The organism is Sorangium sp. So ce406, from assembly GCF_051474675.1.
Classification (GTDB): Bacteria; Myxococcota_A; Polyangia; order Polyangiales; family Polyangiaceae; genus Sorangium; species Sorangium cellulosum_G.
In genome coordinates this window covers 6,950,158-6,976,102 of record NZ_CP150340.1, presented here as the reverse complement: position 1 = coordinate 6,976,102, position 25,945 = coordinate 6,950,158, and the positions used below count along the sequence as shown (strand labels likewise).

Annotated in this window: 17 protein-coding genes and 1 pseudogene; 11 read left to right on the top strand and 7 right to left on the bottom strand. The window is 72.3% G+C overall.

Translation table 11 applies throughout. The features are described from left to right. Positions 1 to 24: 24 nt before the first annotated feature. The gene (locus WME96_RS25725) at positions 25 to 1,020 is read right to left on the bottom strand and encodes a saccharopine dehydrogenase NADP-binding domain-containing protein (protein ID WP_437284239.1); all 996 of its coding nucleotides are present in this window, start codon (positions 1,018 to 1,020) and stop codon (positions 25 to 27) included. A 175-nt stretch (positions 1,021 to 1,195) separates the two neighbouring features. On the opposite strand from WME96_RS25725, the gene WME96_RS25720 reads away from it, so the two are divergent. Further along, positions 1,196 to 1,786, top strand: coding sequence for a TetR/AcrR family transcriptional regulator (locus tag WME96_RS25720; protein ID WP_437284238.1), 591 nt, complete (start codon positions 1,196 to 1,198; stop codon positions 1,784 to 1,786). A gap of 198 nt (positions 1,787 to 1,984) precedes the next feature. Next, positions 1,985 to 3,835: an asparagine synthase (glutamine-hydrolyzing) gene (gene asnB / locus WME96_RS25715; RefSeq protein WP_437284237.1), complete on the top strand. Its 1,851-nt coding sequence runs from the start codon at positions 1,985 to 1,987 to the stop codon at positions 3,833 to 3,835. 76 nt (positions 3,836 to 3,911) lie between these two features. Here the strand turns inward: asnB and WME96_RS25710 are convergent, their stop codons facing one another. Both WME96_RS25710 and WME96_RS25705 read right to left on the bottom strand, forming a co-directional pair. After that, positions 3,912 to 4,337, bottom strand: a complete 426-nt coding sequence (locus tag WME96_RS25710) for a VOC family protein (protein WP_437284236.1) — start codon at positions 4,335 to 4,337, stop codon at positions 3,912 to 3,914. 116 nt (positions 4,338 to 4,453) lie between these two features. Continuing rightward, a complete protein-coding gene (locus WME96_RS25705; RefSeq protein ID WP_437284235.1) occupies positions 4,454 to 5,530 on the bottom strand; it encodes a sigma-70 family RNA polymerase sigma factor in 1,077 nt (358 codons plus the stop codon). A 174-nt stretch (positions 5,531 to 5,704) separates the two neighbouring features. Here WME96_RS25705 and WME96_RS25700 point away from each other — a divergent pair. Next, positions 5,705 to 6,061, top strand: a pseudogene (locus WME96_RS25700) (pectate lyase); the annotation flags it as partial. A 48-nt stretch (positions 6,062 to 6,109) separates the two neighbouring features. On the opposite strand, the gene WME96_RS25695 reads toward WME96_RS25700, so the two are convergent. Continuing rightward, on the bottom strand, positions 6,110 to 7,546 hold the full coding sequence (locus WME96_RS25695; protein WP_437284234.1) for an amidase: 1,437 nt from the start codon (positions 7,544 to 7,546) through the stop codon (positions 6,110 to 6,112). Positions 7,547 to 8,125: 579 nt separating this feature from the next. Here WME96_RS25695 and WME96_RS25690 point away from each other — a divergent pair. The 5 genes from WME96_RS25690 to WME96_RS25670 all read left to right on the top strand — a co-directional run bounded on the left by WME96_RS25690 (position 8,126) and on the right by WME96_RS25670 (position 16,318). Continuing rightward, positions 8,126 to 9,202: a hypothetical protein gene (locus WME96_RS25690; RefSeq protein WP_437284233.1), complete on the top strand. Its 1,077-nt coding sequence runs from the start codon at positions 8,126 to 8,128 to the stop codon at positions 9,200 to 9,202. Between the two features lie 7 nt (positions 9,203 to 9,209). Continuing rightward, positions 9,210 to 10,646, top strand: a complete 1,437-nt coding sequence (locus WME96_RS25685) for a hypothetical protein (RefSeq protein WP_437284232.1) — start codon at positions 9,210 to 9,212, stop codon at positions 10,644 to 10,646. A gap of 10 nt (positions 10,647 to 10,656) precedes the next feature. Further along, positions 10,657 to 12,153: a hypothetical protein gene (locus WME96_RS25680; protein WP_437284231.1), complete on the top strand. Its 1,497-nt coding sequence runs from the start codon at positions 10,657 to 10,659 to the stop codon at positions 12,151 to 12,153. Further along, positions 12,150 to 12,752 carry a glutathione S-transferase N-terminal domain-containing protein gene (locus WME96_RS25675; protein ID WP_437284230.1) on the top strand — a complete coding sequence of 201 codons (603 nt, stop codon included), beginning with the start codon at positions 12,150 to 12,152 and terminating at the stop codon, positions 12,750 to 12,752. The genes WME96_RS25680 and WME96_RS25675 overlap by 4 nt, the downstream gene beginning before the upstream one ends. A gap of 302 nt (positions 12,753 to 13,054) precedes the next feature. After that, positions 13,055 to 16,318, top strand: a complete 3,264-nt coding sequence (locus tag WME96_RS25670; protein WP_437284229.1) for a hypothetical protein — start codon at positions 13,055 to 13,057, stop codon at positions 16,316 to 16,318. Here WME96_RS25670 and WME96_RS25665 read toward each other — a convergent pair. After that, positions 16,275 to 17,879 (bottom strand): CotH kinase family protein, encoded by a 1,605-nt coding sequence (locus WME96_RS25665; RefSeq protein ID WP_437284228.1) that lies wholly within the window; start codon positions 17,877 to 17,879, stop codon positions 16,275 to 16,277. The two genes, WME96_RS25670 and WME96_RS25665, sit on opposite strands and share 44 nt — an antisense overlap. Positions 17,880 to 18,587: 708 nt before the next feature. Next, complete coding sequence (locus WME96_RS25660) at positions 18,588 to 18,824, bottom strand: hypothetical protein (RefSeq protein ID WP_437284227.1); 237 nt, start codon at positions 18,822 to 18,824, stop codon at positions 18,588 to 18,590. 1,092 nt (positions 18,825 to 19,916) lie between these two features. Here WME96_RS25660 and WME96_RS25655 point away from each other — a divergent pair. From WME96_RS25655 to WME96_RS25645, 3 genes are read left to right on the top strand one after another with little or no spacing between them, the layout of a single operon-like run. After that, the gene (locus tag WME96_RS25655) at positions 19,917 to 20,801 is read left to right on the top strand and encodes a hypothetical protein (protein ID WP_437284226.1); all 885 of its coding nucleotides are present in this window, start codon (positions 19,917 to 19,919) and stop codon (positions 20,799 to 20,801) included. Between the two features lie 8 nt (positions 20,802 to 20,809). After that, positions 20,810 to 24,865, top strand: a complete 4,056-nt coding sequence (locus WME96_RS25650) for a protein kinase domain-containing protein (protein ID WP_437284225.1) — start codon at positions 20,810 to 20,812, stop codon at positions 24,863 to 24,865. After that, positions 24,862 to 25,365 carry a DUF1801 domain-containing protein gene (locus WME96_RS25645; RefSeq protein ID WP_437284224.1) on the top strand — a complete coding sequence of 168 codons (504 nt, stop codon included), beginning with the start codon at positions 24,862 to 24,864 and terminating at the stop codon, positions 25,363 to 25,365. Before WME96_RS25650 ends, WME96_RS25645 begins: the two co-directional genes overlap by 4 nt. 133 nt (positions 25,366 to 25,498) lie before the next feature. On the opposite strand, the gene WME96_RS25640 is transcribed toward WME96_RS25645, so the two are convergent. After that, a complete protein-coding gene (locus WME96_RS25640; RefSeq protein WP_437284223.1) occupies positions 25,499 to 25,900 on the bottom strand; it encodes a YciI family protein in 402 nt (133 codons plus the stop codon). Between the last annotated feature and the right edge of the window lie 45 nt (positions 25,901 to 25,945).

Sequence of the window (25,945 nt, the reverse complement as noted above, 5' to 3'; positions counted from 1 at the left end):
GGGCGACCTGCGGGCGCGCCGGCGTCACGCGCTGCGGATCCGCGTGCCGAACGCGGCGAGGCGGTCGAGCATGTGCTCGGGGTCGATCAGCGTGTCCGGATGGTAGAGGCCGGGGGTCACGCGCTCGCCGCCGGTGAGCCCGAGCAGCCGCTCCACCGCCACGGCGACGCCGACGGCGGTCATCGGCGCCTGCCCCTCCGGGTGCACGAGCTCGTGGCGCGAGCGCCCTCGCGCGCCGTCCTTCTTCACCCCCTCGAGCTCGATCACGATCTCCGTCGAGAACGGCTCGCCCCGCCGGCGCGTCGCCGTCTCCCCGAGGACGAGATCGAACCGGATCGAATGCGCGTCCGTCGCCGCGGCGATGCTCATGGGATCGAGCACCGCGTAGGCCTGGCCCTTCACCTCGGTGCCGTCGACGGTCACGAACGACCGTGAGCCCTCCTCTCCGCCCACCCAGATCCACCGGCCGTCCTTCAGGAGCTGCGCTTTCAGCCCGGCCCTGGTCTGGCGCTCGAAGTCGGCGTACGCGGCGGGGCCGCCCACGTCCTGCTCGTCGAGGACCGCGCCGATCGCGACGCTCTCGAGGCGCGCGTAGGCCTTCGCGAAGTGGAGCGCTGGCAGCGTGGCCGAGCCGACGAGCCAGTGGCACGCGAGCAGGACGGGCGCGCTCCTCGGGCGCCGCGCGTGGAGCGCGACCTCGGGCGCGATCTCGAACGCCGCCGTCGAGATGTCGACGTAGGCGGCGCCGGTCTCCTGCGCGAAGCGGAGCGCGTTCAGCCGTTCATCCTTCACGAACATGACCACCGCGCCGTACGCCTCGCCCGCCGGCTGCCCGAGATCGGGCCGCTCGAGATCGACGCGGACGGGGCGCGCGCGGCCGACCTGCTCCGCGACCGCCGCGGCCTTCGCGAGGTCTCTCCCGCCGATCGCGATCGGCAGGTCGGGGTACAGCGCGCGCAGCGTCTTCGCTGTCAGAGAGCCGACGACGCCGGACCCTCCGACGATGAGAACAGAGTGCATCGTGCCCTTCGTCATGATGGATGAGCTCCTCTCCGCCCGGCCCCGCCAGGCGTCACAAATTACCCTTAGTAAGTTACCAAAGGTAATGTCCACGAGGGCCCGCCCTGTCAAGCGTGGCCGCGGATCTTCGTCGGTATGGGCGCGCCGGGGGCGCTGGTCCTAAGATGAGGGCTGCATGAGCGAGGTACCCAGAGGGCGGCTCTCCAAGGCCGAGCGGCGCGAGCAGCTCCTCGAGACGGCGCTCGAGATCGTCCGGGAGGAGGGGACCGACGCCCTGACGCTCGGGCGCGTGGCGGAGCGCGCCGGCGTCACGAAGCCGATCGCCTACGAGCACTTCGGGACCCGCTCGGGGCTCCTCATCGCGCTGTGCGAGCGCATCGACGTGCGGCAGCGCGCGCTGCTGTTCGAGGCGCTCGAGCGCGCGCCCGCGCGGCTCGCGGACCTCGCGCGCGTCGCGAGCCGCGCGTACATGCACTGTTACACCACGGTCGGCCCCGAGTGGTACGCGATCACGGCGGCGCTGAAGGGCGACGAGGAGATGGAGGCGTTCCGGCAGCGCCTGCTCGACGAGTACGTCGCGATCTACCGGGACACGTTCGCCCCGCACGCGAAGCTGCCGAGGCGCGAGCTCCACCTTCGCTGCGTCGGGATCGTCGGCGCCGCCGAGTCGATCGCGGGCGAGATGCTCCGCGAGCGAACGAGCGAGTCCGCCGCCGCCGAGGCGCTCGCGGGCCTCATCGTCGCGTGGCTCCCGGCGAAGGGGTGATCGCGCCGCCGCGGAAGGCGCGGTGATCTCCGCGAGATCCGGCAGATCTGCCGAATGCCGCGCCGGCCAGGCTGGTTGCGCGACGCCGCTTTGCTTTCTACGCTCGCGCACAACCACGAGCGGCTGCGAGCGCCGCGGCGAGGCGATCGCGCCCGCCGCCGGGTGACGGCAGCGCTGTTGCCAGGAGGTGATCGTCCCATGTGCGGCATTGCTGGATGGGTGGACTATGCGCGCGATCTGACGCGGGAGCGTCACGTGGCGCAGCAGATGACGGACACGATGAAGTACCGTGGGCCCGACGACGAGGGAATATGGCTCTCCCCGCGCGCGGCCCTCGGGCACCGCCGACTCGCCATCATCGATCTCGAGGGGGGCCGACAGCCGATGATCGCCGACGAGGACGGCGAGCCGGTGGCCGTGCTCATCTACACCGGCGAGGTCTACAACTTCCGTGAGCTGCGCCGAGAGCTGGAGTCCCGCGGCCACCAGTTCAGGACGCACAGCGACACCGAGGTCGTCCTCCGCGCCTACCTGGAGTGGGGCGCGGAGTTCCCCGCGCGCCTCAACGGCATGTATGCCTTCGCCCTCTGGGACGTCCGCGCGGAGGAGCTCCTGCTCGTCCGGGACCGGATGGGCATCAAGCCGCTGTATTACCAGCCGACCGGATCGGGCGCGCTCTTCGGCTCGGAGCCCAAGGCCATCCTCGCGAACCCGCTCGCCCGTCCTGTCGTCGACGACGGCGGCCTGCGCGAGCTCCTCGCCTTCACGAAGACGCCGGGGCACGCCGTGCTCCGCGACATGCGCGAGGTCCGCCCCGGCCACGTCGTCCACGTGCGCAGGGAGGGTATCACCGAGCGCCGCTACTGGGCCCTCGAGTCGAGGCCCCACACCGACGATCTCCAGACGACGATCGGCGCCGTCCGCGGGCTGCTCGAGGACATCGTCGCTCGACAGCTCATCTCCGACGTGCCGCTCTGCACCCTCCTGTCCGGAGGGCTGGACTCCAGCCTCGTGACCGCGCTCGCGCAGCGGGCGCTCGCGGGCGCGGGCGCGGGGCCGGTGCGCTCGTTCTCGGTCGATTTCGCCGGTCAGGCCGAGAACTTCAAGGCGGACGAGCTGCGGAGCACGCCGGACGCGCCGTACGTCGTCGACGTCCAGCGGTACGTCGGGTCCGACCACGCGAACATCGTGCTCTCCGCGGCCCAGCTCGCCGATCCCGCCCTCCGCGAGGTCGTGCTGCGCGCCCGGGATCTCCCCCTCAGCTTCGGGGACATGGATGCTTCGCTGCACCTGCTCTTCCGCGCCATCCGGGAGCGCTCCACGGTGGCGCTGTCCGGCGAGTCGGCCGACGAGGTCTTCGGCGGATACCTCTGGTTCCACGACCCCGAGGCGGTGGCGGCCGACACGTTCCCGTGGACGACCCTGCGCACGCGTCTGCGGGGATCGAGCTCCGTCTCGACCCTGCTCGCCCCCGCGCTCCTCGGGCGGCTCGATCTCCAGGGCTACGTCGCCGAGCGCTACCGGGAGGCGATCGCCGAGGTCCCGCGCCTGCCGGGCGAGACAGGGAAAGAGCGGCGCATGCGGGAGATCAGCTACCTGCACCTGACGCGCTTCCTGCAGCTGCTGCTCGACCGCAAGGATCGCATGAGCATGGCGACCGGGCTCGAGGTCCGGGTCCCGTTCTGCGATCACCGGCTCGTGGAGTACGTGTTCAACGCGCCGTGGTCGATGAAGACCTTCGACGGGCGCGAGAAGAGCCTCCTGCGCGCCGCGGCCGGCGATCTCCTGCCGCGATCGGTGCTCGAGCGGCGCAAGAGCCCGTATCCCGCGACGCAGGACCCCGCCTACGCGCGGGCGCTGCGCGCGCAGCTCGCGACGCTGCTCGCGCGCAAGGACGCGCCGGTGCTGCCGCTCGTCGACGTGGCCCGCGCGCGCGCCGTCGCCGCGGACACCGACGGTCCGGCCGACGAGGTCTCCCGGTCGAGCGTGGAGCAGGTCCTCGTGCTCAACGACTGGCTCGCTCGCTACGAGGTCGAGCTGGCGCTCTGATCGGCGCGCTGCGGGCGTTGGTTGAATGCGCGCCAGGGCCGCCGCGGCGGGCGGGCGCCCGCCGCGGGCCCGCCGCTCACTGCTGCGGATGCGGAATGGCGCTTGGATCCATGTAGAAGACCTCCCAGTGGTGGCCGTCGAGGTCGTAGAAGCTCCAGTTGTACATGAAGCCGTGATCCAGCGGGTCCTGCGCGTGAGTCCCGCCGGCGGCGATCGCGGCCTTCACCAGCTCGTCGACCTCGGCCCGGCTGCTGGCCGACACCGTGAAGATGCCCTCGATGGACGTGCTGGTGTCACAGAGGCGCTTCTTGGTGAAATCCTTGAAGCGATCTTCCTCGAGGAGCATCACGTACCCTTCCTCGCTGAGGACCATGCAGGCCGACCTGTCGTCGGAGAACTGCGGGTTGAACGAGAAGCCGAGCTTCGTGAAGAACTCGATCGACCGCTTCACGTTCTTGACGGGGAGGTTGAGGAAGAGCTTGCGGGAACGGTTCGTGGTCATGTGCGCCTCCAGCGTGGGGTGAATTCGAACCTACTGACGCCCGCGGGGCGTCGGATTCATCGGTCCCTCGAAAAAAAATCGATCGGCTCGTCGGGGCCGCGCCGCGGTGGCGTCCGTCAGCCGCCCTGCGGCTGCGATGGGCCGCCGTGCGGGGCCTGCGAGCCGCCCTGCGCCTGCGCGCCGCCCTGCGGCTCCGTCGGGAGCTCCGGGGGCAAGCCGAAGCGCGGGAAGAGCGTCTCCGTGTCGAGGAAGTAGTTCATCGCGACGATGTGCGTGTCCGAGAGCTCGAGCACGATGAGCGCCCACGGCTTGTAGCTCTCCCCGGGGCCGCCGGGCTTGTATTGCCCGAACGCGGGCGAGCCGCAGGCGGCCGTCGGCACCAGCCGGGACCCGCGGCAGGCCGCGCCGGGGCCCAGGAGCCAGTAGCAAATCGGCTTGTGACCGCGCAGCCACAGCGCGTACGGCGGCATCGACATCGTCGCGTCCTCGTGGAGGATCTTGGTGAGCGCGCTCACGTCGTACCGCTCGAACGCCTCGACGTAGCGGTCGACCAGCACCGACTGCGCGTCGGACAGCGGGGCGTGGGCGTCCGAGAGGTCGCGGGTCGCGAGCGTCGCCCGGGCGCGCTGGAGGGCGCTGTTGACCGAGGCGACCGAGGTGTCGAGCGTCTCGGCGACCTCGGCGGCCGGCCAGCCGAGGACTTCCATCAGCAGCAGCACCGCGCGCTGGCGCGGCGGCAGGTGCTGGAGCGCGGTCACGAAGGCGAGCCGGATGCTCTGGCGCAGGGCCACGAGCTCGGCGGGGTCGGCGTCGGCGGGCAGGGCCCGCACGTCGGGGATGGGCTCGACCCACCGGTAGGAAGGCAGCGTGGTGAGCGGCCCGTCGATCCCGTTGGGAGGGCCGAGCTCCATCGGGCGCGCGCGGCGGGTGCGCTCGCTCAGCGCGTCGAGGCACACGTGGGTGGCGATGCGGTACAGCCAGGTGCGCAGGGCCGCGCGCCCCTCGAACTGGTCGAGGCTGCGCCAGGCGCGCAGCATCGTCTCCTGCACGGCGTCGTCGGCCTCGGCGGCCGACCCGAGCATGCGGTAGCAGTGGCCGGTCAGCGCGGCGCGGTGCTCGTCGAGGTGGCGGACGGTCGCGTTCGCGACGTCGTCGCTGGCGGCGTGCTTCCTCGGGGGCGGGAGGTCAGCCATCGCAGCCCTGTTTAACAGATCCGCTGCCCGCGAAAAAGGCAGGATCTGCTGCCGCTGGCGTGCAGCTCACCCTCACCGAGGTTGCGCCGGCGAGCCGCGCGCCTGACGTCGATTTGCCCCGCTCGGGCTGGCAATCTGAACCGTGACTCCGGAATGACTGCTCCGCCGCTGCGGATATGGGAGGACGCGTTGACGGTCAAGAAGTCCGGCACCGTGGTCCTGAACGGCGGCTCCGCGAAGAACGGCGACGACAAGGTGTTCCAGATCAACGCGGCCAGCACGTTCAAGGTCTCGAACTTCAAGGCGGAGAACGCCGGCAAGTTCATCCGGCAGAACGGCGGCACCGACTTCAAGGTCGATGTCGTCATCGACCGGTGCGACATCTCGAAGATGAAGGAATCCATCTTCAGGACGGACAGCAGCTCCAGCACCGTGAAGATGACGAACACCCGCTACAGCAACATCGGCAAAGAGCTCTTCATGGGCGTGAGCTCGTCGAACATCACCACGTCGGGCAACAGCGCGTACTGACCGGCCGGCGCGGCCGCGCTGCCGGCGCGGCGCGCGCCGGACCGCGGCTCACACGGCGCAGACGCGCGGCCGGCGCCGGTCCCACGGCGCCGCCTGCTCGAGCTGGCCCGCGAGCCGCAGCAGCGTGGCGTCGTCCGCGTAGCGGCCCGCGAACTGCACGCCCACCGGCAGGCCGTCGGCGCTCATGTGGAGCGGCACCGACATGGCCGGGCTCCCGGTCACGTTGAACAGGGGCGTGAACGCCGCGAAGGCGAAGATCTGATCGAGCCAGCCCTCGGCGCTCGTGGTGGGGTCGTCCGCGTCGAGCGTGCCCGGCGGGATCGGGAGCGTGGTCAAGGTCGGCGTCAGCAGGGCGTCGAACTGCGTGAAGAACTGCCCCACCTGCCGCGCGATCTGGTCGCGCGCCACGAGCACGTCGTGCAGGTCCACGGCGCTCATCCGCCGGCCGGCCTCGGCCATGGTCAGCGTGGTCGCCTCCAGCGTGTCGCGCCCCGGCGCGAGGCCGTACAGCGGGCAGACGCGATCGAACATGTGGGCGTGGTACGAGAGCAGCATCCGGAACGCGATGCGGACGCGCTCCCAGTCGATCTCCGGCCGCGCCGGCACGACCTCGTGCCCGAGCTCCTCGCACAGCGCCGCGGCCCGGCGCACCGCCTGCTTGCACTCGGGGTGCACCTGCACCCCGCTCCAGGCCGTGTCGGTGAACGCGATCCGGAGCCGCCCCGGCGGCGTGCGCGCCTCCTCCAGGAACGGCCGCGCGGCCGGCGGCGCGAAGTACGGCGTACCCGGGTCGGGCCCGGCGATGGCGTCGAGCAGCGCGGCGCAGTCGCGCACCGATCGGGTGAGCGCGTGATCGGTGGCGAAGCCCATCAGGACCTCTCCCTCGACCGGCCCGGTCGGGATGCGGCCGCGGGTGGGCTTCAGCCCGAAGAGGTTGCAGCACGACGACGGGATGCGGATCGACCCGGCGACGTCGTTGCCGTGGGCCATGGGCACCATCCGCGCCGCCACCGCCGCGGCGGCGCCGCCGCTCGAGCCGCCGGGGGTGCGATCGAGCCGCCACGGGTTGCGCGTCGGCCCGTGCGCGACCGGCTCCGTGACCACGTTGAGGCCGAGCTCCGGGGTGTTCGTCTTGCCGATCGCCACGAGCCCCGCGCGCCGGAAGCGCGTCATCAGCTCGTCGTCCGCGGGCGAGACGAGCCCCTGGAAGAGCCGAGAGCCCATGCCGGTCGGCGTGCCCGCGACAAGGATGCCGAGGTCCTTCACCAGGTACGGCACGCCCGTGAACGGCCCCGCCGGCAGCCCCGCGCGCAGCGCCCGCTCGGCGTCGTCGCGCAGCGAGCCGATCACCGCGTTGAGCGCAGGGTTGACCTGCTCGATGGCGGCCGAGGCCGTGTCCAGCAGCTCGGCGGGGGTGACCTCGCGTCGGCGGACCAGCTCCGCGAGGCCCATGGCATCGAACGCGGTGTACTCGGAGATCTTCATGGTGCAGGTCCCTTATACGAGCCCGCCGCGCGCCGCGGGGCGAAGAAAGGACCCACGCCGCGCGGGTCCTGGAGGGGCGGCGACGAGCGGCGCCGCGCCGGGCCGGAGCAGGGGCATTCTCATGGCGCGACGTTACCCCGATGTGGGTGCGATCGCGAGCGCGCGGTGCGCGGCATCTGGAGGGGCCGTGCTCCTCGTCTGCCTGCCCGCGCGGCGGCGCTCTTCGAGGCGCGGTGCGCTGTGACAGGGGCGGCGCGGTTCAGGCCGTGGCGCGGAGGACCTCATGAACACGATTGATCGACGCGCCCCTGGGCCCCTGTCGTTGGGCGCTCCGATGACGCCCGAGCGCGAGGGCGCGATGGAGCTCTATGGCAGTCTCTGATGGCCTGTTGACCGAGCCAGGGTGGGTGAGCTGACGACGGCGACTGACGGACACGGACGCCGAGCTAACCGCGGCGCGCGGCGATGGACGGGTCGACTCGGCCGGAGACCCCGGCGCCGGCAGGGGGCCTTGCTGGCCTGATCCCCGGCGTGTACCCTGTTCAGGATCCGTCGCGCTCGCGCGCGCCGGCCAGGGGCATGACCACGCTGCCACACACCATCTCCGCGGGGCGCGGCTGGATCCACGGCGCCGCGCTGGACCTCGGGATCCTCCTTGGGCCGTGGCTCCTCGTGGCCGCGCTCTGGGCGGCGCGAGGCGGCGACGGCGCGTCGACCGCGCTCTGGTGGTCGCAGTTCGTACTCGGGAACACGACGCACGTCGTCCTCACGTTCCTGCTGCTGGCGGCCCGCGCGGACGTGCTGCGCGCGACCCCCTCGCAGGCGAGGATCGTGGTCGCTGGCTCGCTGCTCACGTTCGCGCTCTCGTGGGCGCTCTTCCGCGGCGTCAAGGCGGCGATCCCCGACTGGACCGACTTCGCCCTCGCCGTGGCCGCGATCTTCGGGACGCACCACCGGCTGTCGCAGGCGAAGGGGATCTGGTCGCTCTACAACCTGCGCGGCGCGCAGCTCTCGCGCCCGGCGCCCTCGGGGCGGGAGCGCGCGCTCCAGCAGCACTGGGTCTCGGTCGGCCTGGTCGTCGTGATGGTGGCCTGGCTGTTCGTGCCCTCCGGGCCGGGCCGCATGTTCCCGCTCCTCCAGGCGATCCCGCGCGAGCCGGCGATGCTGCCGCACGCGGCCGCGTACCTGCTCGCCGCGGCGTGGCTCGCGTTCGTGGCCGCGCTGCTCGTCGAGCTCGGCCGGGCGAGCCCGCGCAGCGCGCCGAAGATGCTGCACGTCGGCGCGCACGGCGCCGCGGTGACGCTCGCCATCGTCGCGCCGCTGTGGGGGAGCATCGTGTGGGGCGCGATCCACGGGCTCGAGTACTATTTTCTCTGCGCGAGGATGATGCGCCCCCGGGAGGGCGACGCCGCGCCGGGCCCGTCCGCGCGCTGGGTGTGGCCGCTCATGCTGCTGTCGATGACGCCGCTGTTCCTCGTCGGGCTCGCGCTCTCGCCGTTCGCGGCGCGCTCGGTGTTCCCGTCGGGCTGGACCGAGGAGGCGCTGATCGTCGTCAACGCGCTCGTCATGGCGCATTACTTCGCCGACGCGTTCATCTACCGCTTCCGCATCCCCGAGGTGCGCCGGGTGGCGCTCCGCCGCCTCGGCTTCGCCTGACGGCGCGATGCGGCGCCTGATCGCGTGGCTCGACGGCGCCCGGGCGCGCGCCGCCCCGGCGCTGCGCTCGCCCCGCGCGCTGCCCGCGCTCGGCGCGCTGGTCGGGCTCGTCGCGCTCGTGCCCCGCTGGGGCTTCGCGGTCGAGGAGCACCCGCCGCGGCTCTATGTCTTCGGCGACATGGCGCTGTACCTGGAGCGGGGCGTCGCGCTCGCCCAGCGCGCGCGCACGGCGTGGGACACGTTCACGCCCCCCGGCTATCCCGCGCTCCTCGCCCTGCTGCACGCCGCGGCGCCCGGGGATCTCGCGCTCGTGGGCGCGTGCCAGGCGGCGCTGGGCGCGCTCACGGCGGCGCTCACCGCGCTGTTCGCGTACCGCCTCGATCGCTCGCTCGGCGTCGCGGCGCTCGCGGGGCTCGCGACGGCGCTGTACTTCCCGCTCGTCTTCTACGCGGGCTTCGTCCTCACCGAGACGACCTTCGCCTTCCTGCTGCTGCTGTTCGCGTGGCTCGAGCTCCGCGCGCTCGAGCGCGGGCGCGCGGCGCTCGGGCTCGCCGCGGGCGGGGTCCTCGGGCTCGCCGTGCTCGTCCGCCCGAGCCTGCTCGCGTTCCTGCCGTGGGTCGCGTTCCGCGCGGCGACGGGCGCGGGCCCCGATCGCCGCGTCGCGCGCGCCACGTTGCTCGCGTGCGCGCTCGTGATCGCGCCCGTGTCGGCGCACACGAGCTGGCTCCTCGGGCGCCCGGCGCTGGTGGCCACGAACGGCGGCGTGAACTTCTACCTCGCGCACTCGGCGTGCCGCTCCGTGCGATCGGCCGCCGGCGGCGAGGTCGTCGAGGTGAGCACCCATTACAACCGGACCCATTTCGAGCGCCGGTGCGAGCTCCCGCGGCCGTTCCTCGACGAGGGCGCCTATTACCGGGCGGGGCTCGCGGAGATCGCCGAGCACCCGGGGCGGCTGCTGCGCGCGTGGACGGGCGTGGCCGAGGGCCTCGGCCTGGCGCCGCGCCGCGCGTGGCCGAACCAGCCGTTCTGGCCGGGCTCGGTGGAGCACGAGGCGGTGCTCGACGCGTCCTCGCGGCTGTTCGTGCCGGTGGTGCTGCTGCCGGCGGTGGTCCATGCGATCGCGCGGGCGTGGGGCGCGCGGCGCGGGCGGGGCGGCGGAAGCGGGGAGGGCGGCGTGGCGCGCGAGGAAGGCCCGGGCGCTGACGCCGGGGCTCGCGCGCGCGGGATCGCCTGGGCGATCCTCGCGAGCGTGGGTGTCGTGCTCTACCTGTATAACGGTAACCCGCGCGTCCGCGTCTCGAGCGATCCGCTCGCCCTCGCCCTCGCGGCGAGCGCCTGGGCGGCGGCGGCGCGGCGGCTCGGCGCGCGATTTCGCGCCGGCGTCCGCTCCTGGGCCCTCACCGATCGTCCCCTGCGCATCGTGCCGCGCGATCCACCGCATTGACGAGGATTCTTTGAACCAAGCTCTCCTGCGCCGCGCACCTCTCCTCGCCCTCGCGGCCATCGCCGCCTGCGGCGGGCCCACGCCGCCGCCGCAGCCCGCGAGGCCGTCTCCCGCGGCGACGGCGCCCACCGTCGTGGTCTCCCGGCTGCCGGCCGCGCCCGGGCCGTCGCCGCTCGTGAGCATCACGGCGCCGGCCAGGATGCCCGACACGATCGCGATCGACGGCGACATCTCGGAATGGGGCTCGCTCGTACCGCCGCCGCCACCGGCGCCCCGTTCCTCCGCGCGGTCGACGCGGGCCGCGCCCCCGCCGGATCCGAACCCGCGCGACGCCCCCTCGCGTATCTCGGTCGCGCTCACCCGGGACGGCGCCTACATCGCGGCAGACCTCGCGGAGGCCTCCAGCGAGGGGATCTGGCTCGGCCTCCTCGCCCCCGCGCCCGAGCTCCCGCCCATCGGCCACATGACGACCGGCGGCGGGATGGATCGGCTCGGCTGCGAGCAGGGCTTCGACGGCGGAGGGGCGATGACGCCGCAGGAGCTGAAGGCGTGCCAGGAGATCGTGGGCCGGTACGAGGCGTTCGCCGCGGCGCATGAGGCGCGCTTCCGGCGCTTTTTCAGGATCGATCGGGACGGGATCAAGGCCGTCGGGGAGGGCTCCGCGCTGGCGCCGATCGCCGGCGCGCGGGCGGCGTTCAAGGCGACCTCGCGGGGGATGACGGTGGAAGCCCTCGTGCCGCCGAGCGGGCTGCCGCGCGTGGCCGAGGCGCCCCTCGGGGGGATGGGCGTCCACGCGATCGCCGCGACGAGCCCCGCGCCGCCCGCGCCGGCGGAGGAGCAATGGGTGCGCATCTCGGCACCCGAGCCCGTGGCCTTCGAGCCGCACGCCGATCTTCGCAAGGCGGCCTGCGAGACCGCCGACAGGGCCTTCAAGCCCATCGCGTTCTCGTATCACCCCGGCTCGCCGCACGAGTTCGAGGTCGTCGGGTACGGCGCCTCGGGCAGCCTGTCGGTCGAGCCGAGGACAGAGCTCGTATACCGGCCGCAGATCGAGTCAGGCAAGGTCCAGGTGAGCTATCTCTTCACGGCCGGCGTGTGGGCCGCCATCCTCGAGGAAGGAAAGCTCATCGACACGGTGCTGCTCTCGGGCACCCCGATGGGCTCTGTCGTGCGCGGCAAGGAGATCTTCCTGTTCAGCTACCACGAAAGCTCTCGGGAGGACGTCCCTGTCGGGACGATGGCCGAATGGCAGGTGCTGAGCATCGGACCGGATGGGAGCTACCGGGAGGGGGTCAGCCACGAGTTCCGCATGTCGAGCGCGTGGCACTCGGTCGCCGAGCTCCACACGCCGAGCTTCGATACCATCGGGATGCGCGGCGTGCCCGTGCACCTCGGCCTCGAGGAGAACACCTCCGGGAAGGCGGTCGAGGTGAGGTGGCGATTCGACAAGCGCCAGGGCGTGTACGTGCCCACGAACAAGGCGCTCGTGGCTCCGACGGGACCATGAAGCTCTACTACGCTCCCACTTCCCCCTTTGCCCGCAAGGTGCGCGTCGCCGCCCACGAGCTGCAGCTCGGCGACCGGATCGACCTCGTGCTGGTCAATCCCTGGTCGGACGCGGAGCTGCGTTCCCTGAACCCGCTGGCCAAGGTCCCGACGCTGGTCCGGGACGATGGACAGGTGCTCTTCGAGTCCGCGCTCCTCTGCGAGTACCTGGACCACCTCGCGGCCGGGGGGCTCTATCCGGCGCCGGGAGAGGCGCGGTGGAGCGCCTTGCTCCGGCAGGGCATCGCGGACGGCATCAATGCTGCTGCCGGACGGCTCTTTGCCGATGAACATCGCCCATCCAACGAACGATCGAGCAGCGTCATGCAGCGCCAGGCGGACGCCATCGAGGCCGGCCTCGACAGGCTGGAGCGTGACGCCGGAACGCTGTCGAGCGGACTCGCGGACATCGGCGCGATCTCGGCCGCCTGCGCGCTCGGTTACCTCGACTTCCGCTGGCCGGATCGAGACTGGCGAGGCGCCCGGAGCGGCCTCGCGCGCTGGTTCGACGTCGTCGGCCAACGGCCATCGATGATCGCCACGCAGCATCGCTTGCCGTGATGGGCCGCATCGCCCTCCCGGGCGTGCGCGGCCGGATGTCGTCTGGTGCTGCCCCTGTCAAGCGCGCAGCACCCTTCGGCGCTCGCTGACGCCACGATCTGCGCCGGTCACGACGCCGGGGACATCGCATGTTTTCATCGTGTCTCGCGGTCGACATGAGCGGACGCGCGCTGTTACCGTCCCCGCGGCTCAGCCAACAGAGCGCGGCGCTTGGCGCGTCCGCTGCCATGGCTGTCGGGAGGTGCTTCGTGACGTCGTCGTCGAGTCGAGCGTTGTTGTTGCTGTTGTTGTCGGGGGGCGCCTTGGCGTGCAGCCCCCCCGGATCGCAGGCGGTCGGGAGAGGTCCGACCGAGCCTCTCGCGGAGAGCGCGCTCCGGCCGAGCGGCGCGGCGCCGATCGAGCTCGATCAGATCGTGAGCCGGGCGCGGGCGCGCTTTCGATCCACGCCGCGAGGGATCTCCGCCGAGGGCGTCGCCCATCGGATCGACCTCGAGGGCGGCGCGGCGCGGATCCGCGCGAGGTCCTCGGCGGCGGCCGCGCGCAAGGAGCGAGAGCGGCAGATCCAGGCGCTCCTCGACGCGCGCTCCGCCGCCGACTTCGAGGCGCGACGCCGCGTGCTCCGCGGGTCCCTCCTCGGGGGCGCGCCCGGCGAGCCCCCGCCGGGGGGCGCGCTCACGCTGACGACGCTGTCGATCGCCCGAGCCGGCTACGAGTGCGTGAACGGCGATGGCCGCGTGCGCATCGCCGAGGACGGCGGCGCGGAGCGCGCGTTCGAGACGTGCAGCGAGCTGTGGAAGAACCACGAGGCGAACGCCGAGCAGGCGTTCCGGTTCCCCGAGCGACCGGGCGGGCGCGGCGACCTCGTCGTGCGCGTGAGCGCCCGGCTCGGCGCCGCGGACGCCGCGGCCTCGATCCCGAGCGTCGCGAGCGACGCGCGCGGCCTCGTCCTCGGCGCGGCGCCCGGGCAGCGGTTCGTGTACGGCCACGGCACGTGGATCGACGCGTCGGGCCGCCGCGTGCCGGTGCCGGCCCGGTGGGCCGACGGCCACATCGAGCTACGCGTGCCCGCCGCCGTCGTCGAGGAGAGCGGCTATCCGGCGCTGCTCGATCCGGAGGTGGGCCCCGAGATCGAACCGGAGCCGCCCGTGCCCGTCCAGATGGACGTCGGCTTCGATCCGGAGATCGCCACCGACGGGGCCGGTCATGTCGTCGCCTTCGAGGAGTTCTCGCACATCCGCGCGGTGCGCGTCGACGCGCGCGGGAACGTGCTCGACCTCGACTGGCTGGATCTGGGCGAGGACGGCGGCGCGCAGTTCCTGCCCAGCGTGGCCTACGGCGGCGGCCGTTACCTCTTCACGTGGTGCCGCTATGACGGCGACCGGTTCACCATCCACGGCCGCATGATGCGGCCCGACGGCACGCTCGAAGGGTCGGCGAGCTTCGCGATCCCGTCGTCCGGCGAGGGCCTGTCCCCCTCGGTCGAGTGGAACGGCGAGCGCTTCGTTGCCTCCTGGCTCAGCGTCGCCGGCGACGGCGCCGAGGACGTCCACGTGACGCTCATCGACCCGAGCGGCACCGTCGTTCCCGGCGCCGAGCGCGCCGTCTCCACGAGCGGCGAGGCGGCGCGCCCGGTCATCATCTCCGGGGCGGGCGTCTCCGTGGTGGCCTGGGACGACGCGAACGGCGCAGAGCGCGCCGTCCGCGCCGCGCGGGTGGCCGGCGATGGGACGGTGCTCGACGTCGGCGGCCTCCCGATCTCGGAGGGCCCGGTCAACGCGCGGCAGCCGGCGCTCGCGTCCAGCGGGGCGAGCTTCCTGGTGGCGTGGGTCCAGGACAGCTGGCCGAGCGTGATCCGGGGCGCGGTGCTGAGCGCGGACGGCACGCTCACCGCGCGGGACCTCCCCATCTCCCGGTCGAGCCCGGCCACCCAGGCCCCCGCCGCGGCGTTCGACGGCGCGAGCTACCTCGTGGCGTGGGCCGACGAGCGGGACGGTCGCTCGATGGTCGGGGCCCGCGTCTCGGTCGATGGCGTCGTGCAGGGGACCGACGACGTCCGGCTCGCGGACGGAACGCCGCGCTCCGTCGTGGATTCCGATCGGAGCTCGCTCGTGTGGAACGGCTCGCACTTCCTGCTCGCGTTCCACGGCCAGGGCATCGAGGGCAGCCTGATTCGCCCGGATCTCGGGCTGACCGCGGGCCGGATCGTGCTCAGCCCCATGCCGAACAGGCAATGGAACGCGGCCGTTGTCTGGACCGGCGAGAGCTACCTCGTGGCCTGGAGCGACGAGCGGGACCCGGACTGGGATCGGGCGCAGGTGTTCGTGCGCGCGGTGCGCGTGAGCGCCGCGGGCGAGGTCATCGACCCGGTCGGGATCGATCTCCAGAGCCGCGCGCTCGCGCTCGATCTCGCCTCGAACGGCGAGGGCACCTCCGTGCTCACCTGGAGCGAGCTGCGCGACATGCAGTATCTGCGGCCGATCGCGAGCGACGGCACGCCCGGGGAGAGGGTGGCTCTCTCGCCGCGCTACCTGACGTCGGGGCCATCGATCGCGAGCGACGGCGACGGTTATCTGGTGACGTTCGTGGAGAGGAGCTGGGAGGAACCCTACCCGTACACCGCGTGGGGCCGCCTGCTCGACGCTTCGGGGAGCGCTGGCCCGGCGTTCCCGATCCTGCCTGCTACCGAGTCGACGTTGTACGCGTACCCGTTCCCTGCCGGGCAGGACTACCTGGTGGTCTACTCGAACGAGGGCGCGGGCGTGCGTCTCGTGCCCGTGAGCCGCACGGGAGAGGTCGGGGAGAGCGTCCTGCTGGACCCGCTGGCCTCCGTCACCGGGGCGACGGACGGCACGCAGACGCTCGTGGTCTGGACGAGGGGTGCGGAATGGCCGGAGCCTACCGATGGGCTGATCCGCGGTCGAATCTACGCGGATGGCGGCTGGCAGGGCGAGGCGTTCGAGATCGCGCCGACGAGCGCAGGGAATACGCCGGCCGTGGCCTGGGACGGCGCGGCCTACCAGGTGGTGTGGGAAGAGGCGGAGACCCAGCGGCTCCGAGGCCGCGCCGTGGCGCCCGACGGGACGCTGGGCACGGAGGCGTTGCTCGTCGATGAAGAATGCACTTCGCCGGGGCTGGCCAGCAGCGAGGACGGCCGGCTCCTCCTGACCTATGAAAAGCCCCGCCTCGCCGGGACCATGCGGCGCATCGCGTTGCGTCTACTCACCCCGGATTCCTCGCCCGGGACCGGTGCTGGCGGCAGCGGCGGCGCCGAGGCGGGCGCGGGCGGAACCGGCGGCGCGGGTGGCAGCGGCGGCGCGGAGCCAGGCGCGGGCGGCAGCGGCGGCGTGGAGCCGGGCGCGGGCGGCAGCTCCTCCAGCGTCTCTGCCACCGGCGGCGGCCATGACGGGACCGACGGCGCCGGCGACGGCAAGCGATGCAGCTTCCGCGGCGGTGCAAGCCGGTCCGGGCATCTCGGGCTCGCCGTGTCGCTGTTCGGCCTCGCCCTCGTCGCGCGGCGCCGCGTCAGGGCAGGTTGGCGTCCATCCAGGCGAGTCGGGCGCGAATGAAGTCGCGCATGACCTGGAGCTGGCCCTCCCACGTCGGCACGGTGGGGCCGCCGACGAAGCCGGTGCTCGACTCGATGACGCTCGGCACGGGCCACCTGGCGTAGTCGCGGACCACGGCCTGCGCCAGCGGCGCGCTCAGGCTGCTCATGCGCTGCTCGATCGCGGCCTCGGACAGGAGCGTCTGGCGGAGCGCCGTGTAGCGCGTCCTCACCTGCGCCATGAACGCCGGGTCCCCGGTGAGCTTCTGGTACCAGTTGTTGACGTTCCTCTGGCCGCTGAAGCGCCAGCCGGTGTCGCTCGCCGATTGTGGCGTCGCGTTCTGGGCGCCCACGCCGCCGAGCGCGAAGTTGTAGTCCCACAGCGGGCCGGCCTTGAGCTTCTGATCGCGATCCTTGTGGTAATAGGCGCTCCGCACGTACGCGTCCACGTTGAGCGTCAGCTCGCTGATGATCAGGTAATCGATGAACGACGGCACATCGATGTACGCCGCGTAGTCGCCGATGGGCGTCTGGTGGAGGCTGTCGTGGAACTGCTGGATATACTGCGTCAGCCAGGTCGCCTGCTCGTCGTTCAGCGGATCGGGATCCACCACCTCGAGATCGATCCAGCACGTGCCGCTCTCGTCGTTTCCGCCGGGCCCGCCGGGCCCGCCGCCGGGCCACCCGCCGCCGCCGAAGCCTCCGAACCCCGGGAGGGGCTCCGAGCCCGTGCACGTGAGCTGTGGCTCCTCGGCGGCCGCCTGGTCGAACTTGAAGATGTAACCGCCGCTGATGTCGGGCAGCGCCCGGTCCTCCTCCTCGAGCTGCGCGAGATCGGTGCGAACCTTGTTGTTCTTGATCGTCTCCGAGACCCAGTAGATGCCCTGATAGTCCGCTTCACCGATGGCGTGCGGCTCGTAGTTCAGATAGACCTCCGCGAACTCGGTGCGCGGCACCTGGAGGCCCATCTCCCGGCCGAGCGCGTAGGTGAACGGATTGCGGATCAACGTCCGGTCGTAGTAGGGCGGGATCAGCGCCCAGTCCGAGTCGGCGGGCATGCCCAGCACGCTGTAATCGAGGTCCTTGCCCTCGTTGTCCCACAGCTCGACCTTGTACGGCGTCTGCGGGAAGTTCGCCGACGACTGGCCGCGGACGTGATAGCCCGCGCGCATCGCCATCGTGGGCAGCGAGGCGATCGAGGCCACACCGTTGACCGGCTCCCAGATCATCACCGCCGCGTCGAAGTAGACTTCCTTGTCGCCCGGCTTGCCCTTGCCATAGCCGTCCACGATCATGATGGGAATGTCGGACGTCGCGTCGATGGTGCGCGCGATGTAGAGGCCCGTGCTCACCGCGCCTGTCGCAGCGCCCCCCGCGAACGCCTGCGCGCGAACCTGCGTCGTGGCCGTGAGGGTCAGGGGCTCGCCCGTGTACAGCGTGGAGGCCGCGGTCGGCGGCTGCCCATCCACCGTGTACCGGATCTCGGCCCCATCGACGGTCGTGGTCATCCCGACCTGGATCTGATCCCTGAATGTCTGGCTCGGTGTGGAGAACGCGACGTCCCCGAGCAAGGACGGATTCACCGGCGCGGTGTCACCGCCTGACGCGTTCTGGCCGTCAGGCGCCTGACCACAGGCAACGCACAGCGCGAGGAGGGCGAGCGAAATGGAACCGCGAAGCCTGGCAAAGCGCCTGCGTTTGCCCGTGTTGGTATTTTTCACTGTCAACCTCATTGAGAACGCAAGAAATCGTCATTGTACGGACACACGGGGCTGCCGCGCTACCCGTTTCTCGCGAGGCAGAGGCGCGCCTTCAACGCGCCTTGGCCATCCGGCGACGCGCGCCGGCCATCCGGCGACGCGCCCTGGCCAGCCGGCGACGCGCCCTGGCCAGCCGGCTCGGGCTGCTGGGCATGCGGGAGCGGGCGGCCTGGTCGGCGGCGAGCTGGACGCCGCGCCAGCCCCGGCGGGGGCACGACGGTCGTGCACCGCATCCCGGTCCGGGACGGGGACGTCCTGATGCGGCGCGAAGCGCCTCGTCTCCCGCTCGCCGTGGGAGCAGCCCAGGGACAGGCGAAGGCGCTCCGGGACGTCCCTGGCGCCTTACGTCTTGTCCCTGGCGGCTGGCTCCGTGTCCCTGGCGGGTTACCTCTCGTCCCTGGTGGTGATTTCCGTGTCCCTGGCGCCGACCGCCGGTCGCCCTCGGGCCTGCCCCGTTGTCCCTGTCGCTCGTTTCCGCGTCCCTGGCGGCTATTCACGTGACCCGGGCGCCGGTTTGCGTGTCCCTGGCGGCTATCCACGTGACCCGGGCGTCGGTTTGCGTGTCCCTGGCGGCGATCGGCCCGACCCTGGCGGCGTGCCGCCGGTCCCGAAGTCGTCGAGCGCGATCGGGCCGGTGCCACCGATGTAGATGGGATCCTTCTCATCGACCTCATCGTCGCCGCAGCCGAGGAGCGCGCCGCCGAGCAAGGCGGCGGCGCCGCAAGCCCTGTGCAAGGAGCTGTGCCGGAACATCGTGAATGCCGTCATGGAACGTTGCCTCGCCGTCTGCCGCCGCCGAGGCGCCCCCGCCTCGCGGCCAGCGGCTCGCGCACGGGCGCATCGGCGGCGGTGGAGTCTGAGCGCGTGAAGCTGCTTGTCGTGTGAAGCAGAGGAGACAGAGATATTGAAGAGGCGGAGTGTGATGTCGATGCGAGCGCGACAGGGGAGTCCGGGATCGGCGTTTCACGGTGAGCGTGATCCGGGGCGGGGTGGCCGCCATGGAGCGCCCCGCCGCGCAGCGCGGGCCGCTCCTGGCGCCGCTCCGTGAAGCGGGGCCGCGCGGGCCGTCCCCGGCCGGGTCGCGCTCGCGGCGGCGCTCGCCGACTGCTGCTGCGGCCGCGTCGGGAAGGGGCCTGCGATGGGCGCCGAGGCGGCGGCGCTGGCGCCGGCGAAGGTGACCCTCCACGTGACGGCGTCGATCCAGGGGACGAGGGCGCCGCCTCCTTGTCACCTGCACCGACGGCACGACGTGGTCTCGTCGGGGCAGGCGGGTTGTCGCCCTGCGGGCCGCCGGCACCCGGCTGCCAGAGGCACGCCGCGAATGGCATCGTCCAGGGCATACACTCCAGAGGAACACCCGCGCTGAAGCTTTCTCGGAGCCGGCGGCTCCGCTGCATCGAGCGCGTGCAGCGCCCCGGTGCGCGGCTGACCCGAGCCGATGGAAATGGCGCTGGCTTCAGCATCTGGGCGGCCGATCCCGGCTGTGTGCGCCGAGGCGAGCGCCGCGCACACGGGACCCATCCGCTCCAGCGTCTCGCCGGGTGTGAGACCGTTTTCACCCGATGCTCGCGCCGAGTGTCTAGCCATCCGGGCGCACCTTCGTGTAAGAAGGCATGATGGTGCTCATCTCACTTACTTCGCAGATTTCTAAGATCCTGGGGTGCGATACCAGGAACCCGCGGCACCAGGAGCGAGACGCCGAGCGGGGCCGCCCGCGAGCGCTCTCCCAATCCCACGATAGTTTTTCAGGCGAGCAGTAGTCCTCATAAAGCCGTATACAAGAGCGTTTCGACATGTTATCTTAAACTTTGCCACTACTCGACCTTGAGGCTGGGACCCAGCACCGAAAGGGGGACCATCATGGTGTTTTCCTGTGCACGAACCGTTGCGCTTCTCGCACTCCCTCTGATGACCGTTGCCTGCGTTGGCGCAGAGATCGACGAAGAATCGGAAGAGCTGGTCGGGGAGGACCAGAGCGCGATCATGAGCGAGAACGGCAACCTGCCGAACGCGCTGCCTGGGAACGGGCTGAACCTGAACGGGCTGAACCTGAACGGGCTGAATCTGAATGCGCTCAACCCGGCCTCGCTCAGCACGAACGCGCTCTCGGCCATCAAGAATCCGGGGGCGAACGGCGCCCTGTCGAGAGATCTCATGCGCTACCTCGTGAGCTGTGCGCTGCGTCCGGACCAGACGTTCTCGTTCTCCTGGACCGACAGCGCCGGGGTCGTCCGCTCGGAGGTGTACCGGGGCGAGCTCGGGATGGCGCACTGGTGGGCGACCGGTGCCATCACGAACGATACCTATGTACAGCGTCAGATCACCGCCTGCCTCGCCGCGCGGACGAACTGGTACGGCACTCATGTGACGATCTCCCTGCGCAACGCGGAGTCATCGATGTCCTCGTCGATCTCGGAGCGCCAGACCTATACGGTGAGAGAAGGGGCGTTCTGGGGAAACCTGTTCGCTTCGACGCCCTACGTGCGGGCCTGCTACACGCCATCAGGCGTGGCGCGCGCGCGCCAGCTGCAGCGCGACTGTGCGGCCGGCCACCTCACCGTCGACCCCGCGACCGGGGCCACGACCGTTCAGCAGTGCGGTCCCATGACGATCGTGGGCTCATGCGATGCGGTGTGCAACAGGGTGGACACCGAGGCCGGCTTCTATGCCGGCTGTCTCGAGAACCCCGCCACCTCGGCGTGGATACGCACGGACGTGGTGGTCACGTCGTTCTTGACCCCGTAGGGTAATGAATGCGCTGGGAAGCCCTGCCAGGCGACGAGCCGGAACGCGCGGCCTTGAAGGTCGGGCGCTGCCCGGCCTGCGGACGGCGGAACCAGGGATCGTGCCCCGAGTGCGCGCCGTCTGAGCGGCGGCTGACCGGCGAGTCGAGCCCTCCGGACATCACCGCGGTCGTCCCGGTGTCGCTGCCACGGTTCGCCGGCTACTGGACCCGCAGGGTGCTGGGGCAGGGCGGCTTCGGGTTCGTCTTCGAGGCCGAGCCCGAGAACGGCGGGCCGCCCGTGGCCATCAAGCTCGCGCGCGCCGACCGCCGCGGCGCAGGCGCGCAGCTCCAGCGCGAGATCGAGGCGCTCTCGGCCGTGGGCGCCCCCCACGCCCCGGCCGTGCACGCCTCGGGCACGCTGGACGACGGCTCGCCGTATGCGGTCCTCGAGCGCATCGCGGCGCCCACGCTCGCCGCGCGGCTCGCGTCGCGCCCTGCTCCGCGGTTGGAGGAGGCCGCGCGGCTCGGGCTCGCGACGCTCGCGGCCCTGGAGGCGGTGCACGCGCGGGGCTACGTGCACTGCGACCTGAAGCCCGAGAACCTCTTCGTCGATGGCGCGGGGCAGGCGACGATCATCGACTTCGGCATCGCCCGGGTGGTGGGTCGCCTCGGCGATGCGCCGGACGACGACGTCGGGATCGGGACGGCGGAGTACATGGCGCCCGAGCAGTCGGCGGGACGGGCAGACCTGGACGCGCGCGCGGACATCTACGCGATGGGCGTGATCCTGTACGAGCTGTTCGCGGGGCGGCCGCCGTTCTGGGGGCCTCGCGCGGCGGTGCTGGAGGATCACAAGAGCCGCAGGCCCCCGCGCCTGTCGTCGCGCGTGGCCGTGCCCCACGCGGTCGAGGAGGTGGTGCACCGCTGCCTGGCCAAGGAGCGCGGCGAGCGGTTCGCGAGCGCGACCGAGCTCCGCGCCGCGCTGGAGCGCGCGCTCGGGGACGAGCACGCGCCGGGCGAGCGCGAGGGGCCGCGCTCCGAGGCAGGCGCCGAGCGGCGCGCGGTGGGGCTCCTGTTCTTCGAGGGCGCGGCGGACCGGATGGCCGTGCAGCGCCGGATCCGCGCCCTCGGCGGCGAGCTCGCGCACGCCTCGGGCTCGCGCTACGTGGCCGTCTTCGGGCACGAGGGCGCGGCGAGCCCCGCGCGTCACGCGCAGCGCGCGGCCGACGAGCTGCTGCGAGGGGGGCTGTGCGCGCGGGTGATGATCGACCTGTCGCCCGTGTCGGTGCAGATCCGGCCGGGCGGGGCGAGGCGCTTCCTGAGCCCGCTCTTCTCGCGCGCCGACCGGTGGCCGCCCGCCTCCGGCCCGCTGGGCGCGTTCCTCACGCCCGCGGCCGTCGCCGCGCTCCCCGAGGCGCACCTCGCGGCGGGGGACCAGCGCGGGCCAGGGCGCCGGCCCGACGAGCCAGCGCGCGGCGAGGACGCGCGGGAGACGACGAGCCCCGACGCGTTCATCGGCCGCCGTGACGTCCTCGAACAGCTCCTGCGCAGCGCCGAGGACGCGCTGCGCCTCCGGCAGCCCACGGTGGTGTCCGTGGTCAGCGAGCCTGGCTATGGCAAGAGCCGCCTGTTCGTCGAGCTCGGCAAGCAGCTCCGGGCGCGCCTGCCGCACGCGCAGCTCATCGATCTGCGCGGGCAGGAGCCGACGAGCGGCGTGTCGGACGCGACGCTCCACGAGCTCGTGCGGGAGGCGCTCGACGTGGGCGAGGCACCCCCGGAGAGCGGCGTCCGGGCGGCGCTCGCGGAGCGGCTCGGTCCGGCGCTCGGCGACGAGCTCGGCTCGGGGCTGGCGATGGCGCTCGGCTGGGTGGATGAGCGGACCGGCGGCGAGCTCTACCCCGAGCTCAAGGCGCTCCAGGCCGCGCCCGGCGCGCTGCGCTCGGCGCGCGTGCGGGCGGCGGGCGAGTGCCTGCGCCGGCGCGCGGCCGCCGCGCCGCTCGTCGTCATCCTCGACGACGCGCACTTCGCCCAGGACGCGACGCTCGCGGCGCTGGAGTACGCGGCGCTCGCGGACGCGTCCGCGCCGCTGTGGATCTGCGCGATGGGGCGCCCCGCCTTCGCGGAGGCGCACCCGTCCTGGGGCGAGCGGGCCGCGCGGCGCGAGCGCTTGCGGCTCGAGCCGCTCGATCCGGAGAGCGCGCGGGCGCTGTGCCGGCGGCTGCTCCTGCCCGCGCGCGACGTGCCAGAATCGGCGATCGAGCGGCTGCTGGAACGCTCGCAGGGGGTGCCCCTGCTGCTCGTCGAGCTCGTGCACGGGCTCAAGCGAGAGGGGATCCTGCGGCGGCACCCGCGGGGCGACGCGTGGTACCTGGCGACCGATGAGCTCGATCGATTGCCCGTGCTGCCGCTCATCGACCCGCTCGCGCACGGCGAGATCGCGGCGCTCGGGGAGGCGCTCGGGGCGCACGCGCGGCTCCTCTCGCTGCTCGGCGCCGAGGTGGTGCTCGACGAGATCGCGGGCGTGCTGCGCCTCCTGGATCGGCGCGGCGAGGGCGACGCCTTCCCGCTCGACGCGCGCGTCGGGACCGAGCGCCTGCTGGCGGCCGGCGTGCTGGCCACCGATCGGAAGGGCCGACTCGGCTTCCGCCACGCCCTCGTGCGGGAGGCGATCGCGCGCGGCGTCGACGACGCCGAGCGGCGGCGGATCCACCTGGCCGCGTACGAGTACCACCGCGACGCGGCCCACGAGAGCCCGGAGCAGCGGCGGTTCAAGATCGCGTCGCACGCCGCCGAAGCGGGCCTCGCGGAGGTCGCGGAGGAGGCCTACGTGGAGCTCGCCGAGCGGGCGCGGGCGCGACACGCCTACGTCGAGGCGGAGCTGCACTACAGCCGGGCGCTCGCGCAGCCGATCGAGGACCGCGGCGCGCGGCGCAGGGCAGCGTACCGGGGCCGGGGGCTGATGCGCTACCGGCTGGGGCGCTACCACGACGCGCTCGGCGATCTCGGGCGCGCGCGCGCGATGGCGGTCGAGGAGGGCGACGTGACCGAGCAGATCGAGATCCTGCTCGACGAGGCCACGGTGCTCGACTGGATGGGCGACTACGGGCAATTGACGGAGCGGATTGTGGCGGCGAAGGCGCTCGTCATCGGCGAGCTCCCCCCCGCGCTCGCGGCGCGCCTCACCATGGGGGCGGCGCTCGCGCTGCACCGGGAGAGCCACGAGGAGGAATCCGCGCAGGAGTTCGAGGTGGCCGCGGCGCAGGCCGAAGCCCTGAGCGACGAGGGCTACGAGACGCTGGTCGTGTCGCTGATCGTCCTCGGCTTCATCTACCAGGGGTTGGGCAAGCTGAACGAGGCAGGGTCGGCGCTGGATCGGGCGATACAGATGTGCCAGGCCCGTGGCGATGTCCTGCACCTCGGACCGGCGATCAGCAACCGGGCACTCCTGCGCGCATGCCTGGGGGACAGCGAGGGGATGATCCTGGATCTCTGTCGCCTGCTCTCCATGTCGCGTGAGCTCGGCCTCGGGACGATGGAGCTCGTGGGGGAGTACAACCTGGGCGAGTACCTTTACCTGATGGGCAACCTGGAGACGGCGATGCCGCACGCGGAGCGGGCCGTCGCGCTGGAGCGTCACCTGCGAGGGGACGAGGCGCGGCCGGTCGTGGAGCTCCTCCTGGCGCGGCTGCTCCTCTACAAGGGCGACGAGCGCAGGGCGCGGGAGGTCATCGAGGCGATCCAGATCCAGCAGGCGAAGGCCGTCGCGGAGGGGCGCGTGGGCATGGGGATGGTCCCCTCGGAAGAGGTGCAGTGGTCGATGATCGACCTGGCGACGCGGGAGGCGAGCGCGGAGGCGTGGGACGAGCTCGAGGAGCGGTCGGCGCGCTTCTCCGTGGGGCAGGAGCAGATCGAGCTGATCGAGGCGAGGGCGCGCGCCCTCTCCCGGCGCGGCCGCCACGCCGAGGCGCGCGCGGCGCTCGAGCGGGCGATCGAGGTGGCCGCGAGGATCCCCAACGTGATGCGGGAGCGGCTCGAGCGGCAGCGGGGAGAGCCGCGGACCGGCGAGGCGAGCACATCCTCATGAGACGCACCGGCGAGAAGCCGAGCAAGCCGGGCGCGAAGACCCGGAAGGGCCCGGCCGCCGCGGGGACGCCTCAGGAGGCGCCCGGGAAGCCCGCCGCGCCTCTCGATCCGGGCAGCTCGCAGACGCACCCGGCCGTCATCGCGTTCCTGCGCGAGCTGGAGCATCCGCTGAAGCAGGAGATCGAGGCCCTCCGGCAGATCATCCTCGGCGTGAGCCCCGAGATCCGCGAGGAGATCAAATGGAACGCGCCGAGCTTCCGCACGACGGAGCACTTCGCGACGTTCAACCTGCGCGCGAAGGACCGCATCCGGCTCATCCTGCACATGGGAGCCAAGGTGAAGGGCACCGCGAAGGAGGGCGTCGAGATCGCGGACCCGGCGGGTCTGCTGGAGTGGGTCGCCAAGGACCGCTGCCTCGTGACGTTCAGCGACGGACAGGAGCTCCAGGAAAAGCGGGTGGCATTGGAGACCGTCTTGCGCGCGTGGATCCGCTTGATGTAGCTCCGGCGCGGAAGCTACCGGGTTGCCCGCGCAGGTCGTGGGGCGACGCTGGGCGCAGACGCTGACGGGCGGAGTCCTCGCTCGACGGCGAGGATGACGGGGCTCGTCTTCGATAACGGGCCTCGATATCGCGTCATGCTCCCCTGGCGGGGGGATGCGCTCGCCGCTCGGTGGCGTGGGGGACGTCGTGCGGGGCATCGAACACCTCGCGGACCTCCGCGGCCGTGCCGTCGCCGGCCACGCGGAGGAAGCGTTCGCCCAGCTCCATCGCCGCCTGCCTGGACGCCACGTCGACCAGCACGAATCCGGCGACGAGCTCCTTGGCCTCGGCAAAGGGGCCATCCGTCACGCTGACCTTGCCCCCGGAATACCGGAGGCGCGCGCCGGACGAGCTCGGTTTGAGACCTTCGGTCGCGATCAGCACGCCGTCGTTCTTGAGCTCTTCGATGAGCTGCCCCATCTCGGGTATCGCCATGCACGCGGGAGCGGCAGCCTCGGTGTCCGCATCGGCCTTGAACATGATCATGAAGCGCATGGTCCGTGTCTCCTGGATGAAGTGCGCGACCCGACCCAGGCTAAC

What these genes read in the sequence shown, in the direction of transcription:
- asnB (WP_437284237.1), top strand. Translation starts at nt 1,985, where the DNA reads ATGTGCGGCATTGCTGGATGGGTGGACTATGCGCGCGATCTGACGCGG.
- WME96_RS25695 (WP_437284234.1), bottom strand. Translation starts at nt 7,546, where the DNA reads ATGAAGATCTCCGAGTACACCGCGTTCGATGCCATGGGCCTCGCGGAG.
- WME96_RS25710 (WP_437284236.1), bottom strand. Translation starts at nt 4,337, where the DNA reads ATGACCACGAACCGTTCCCGCAAGCTCTTCCTCAACCTCCCCGTCAAG.
- WME96_RS25655 (WP_437284226.1), top strand. Translation starts at nt 19,917, where the DNA reads ATGGTGTTTTCCTGTGCACGAACCGTTGCGCTTCTCGCACTCCCTCTG.
- WME96_RS25725 (WP_437284239.1), bottom strand. Translation starts at nt 1,020, where the DNA reads ATGCACTCTGTTCTCATCGTCGGAGGGTCCGGCGTCGTCGGCTCTCTG.
- WME96_RS25690 (WP_437284233.1), top strand. Translation starts at nt 8,126, where the DNA reads ATGACCACGCTGCCACACACCATCTCCGCGGGGCGCGGCTGGATCCAC.
- WME96_RS25645 (WP_437284224.1), top strand. Translation starts at nt 24,862, where the DNA reads ATGAGACGCACCGGCGAGAAGCCGAGCAAGCCGGGCGCGAAGACCCGG.
- WME96_RS25660 (WP_437284227.1), bottom strand. Translation starts at nt 18,824, where the DNA reads ATGACGGCATTCACGATGTTCCGGCACAGCTCCTTGCACAGGGCTTGC.
- WME96_RS25685 (WP_437284232.1), top strand. Translation starts at nt 9,210, where the DNA reads ATGCGGCGCCTGATCGCGTGGCTCGACGGCGCCCGGGCGCGCGCCGCC.
- WME96_RS25640 (WP_437284223.1), bottom strand. Translation starts at nt 25,900, where the DNA reads ATGCGCTTCATGATCATGTTCAAGGCCGATGCGGACACCGAGGCTGCC.
- WME96_RS25720 (WP_437284238.1), top strand. Translation starts at nt 1,196, where the DNA reads ATGAGCGAGGTACCCAGAGGGCGGCTCTCCAAGGCCGAGCGGCGCGAG.
- WME96_RS25650 (WP_437284225.1), top strand. Translation starts at nt 20,810, where the DNA reads ATGCGCTGGGAAGCCCTGCCAGGCGACGAGCCGGAACGCGCGGCCTTG.
- WME96_RS25705 (WP_437284235.1), bottom strand. Translation starts at nt 5,530, where the DNA reads ATGGCTGACCTCCCGCCCCCGAGGAAGCACGCCGCCAGCGACGACGTC.
- WME96_RS25675 (WP_437284230.1), top strand. Translation starts at nt 12,150, where the DNA reads ATGAAGCTCTACTACGCTCCCACTTCCCCCTTTGCCCGCAAGGTGCGC.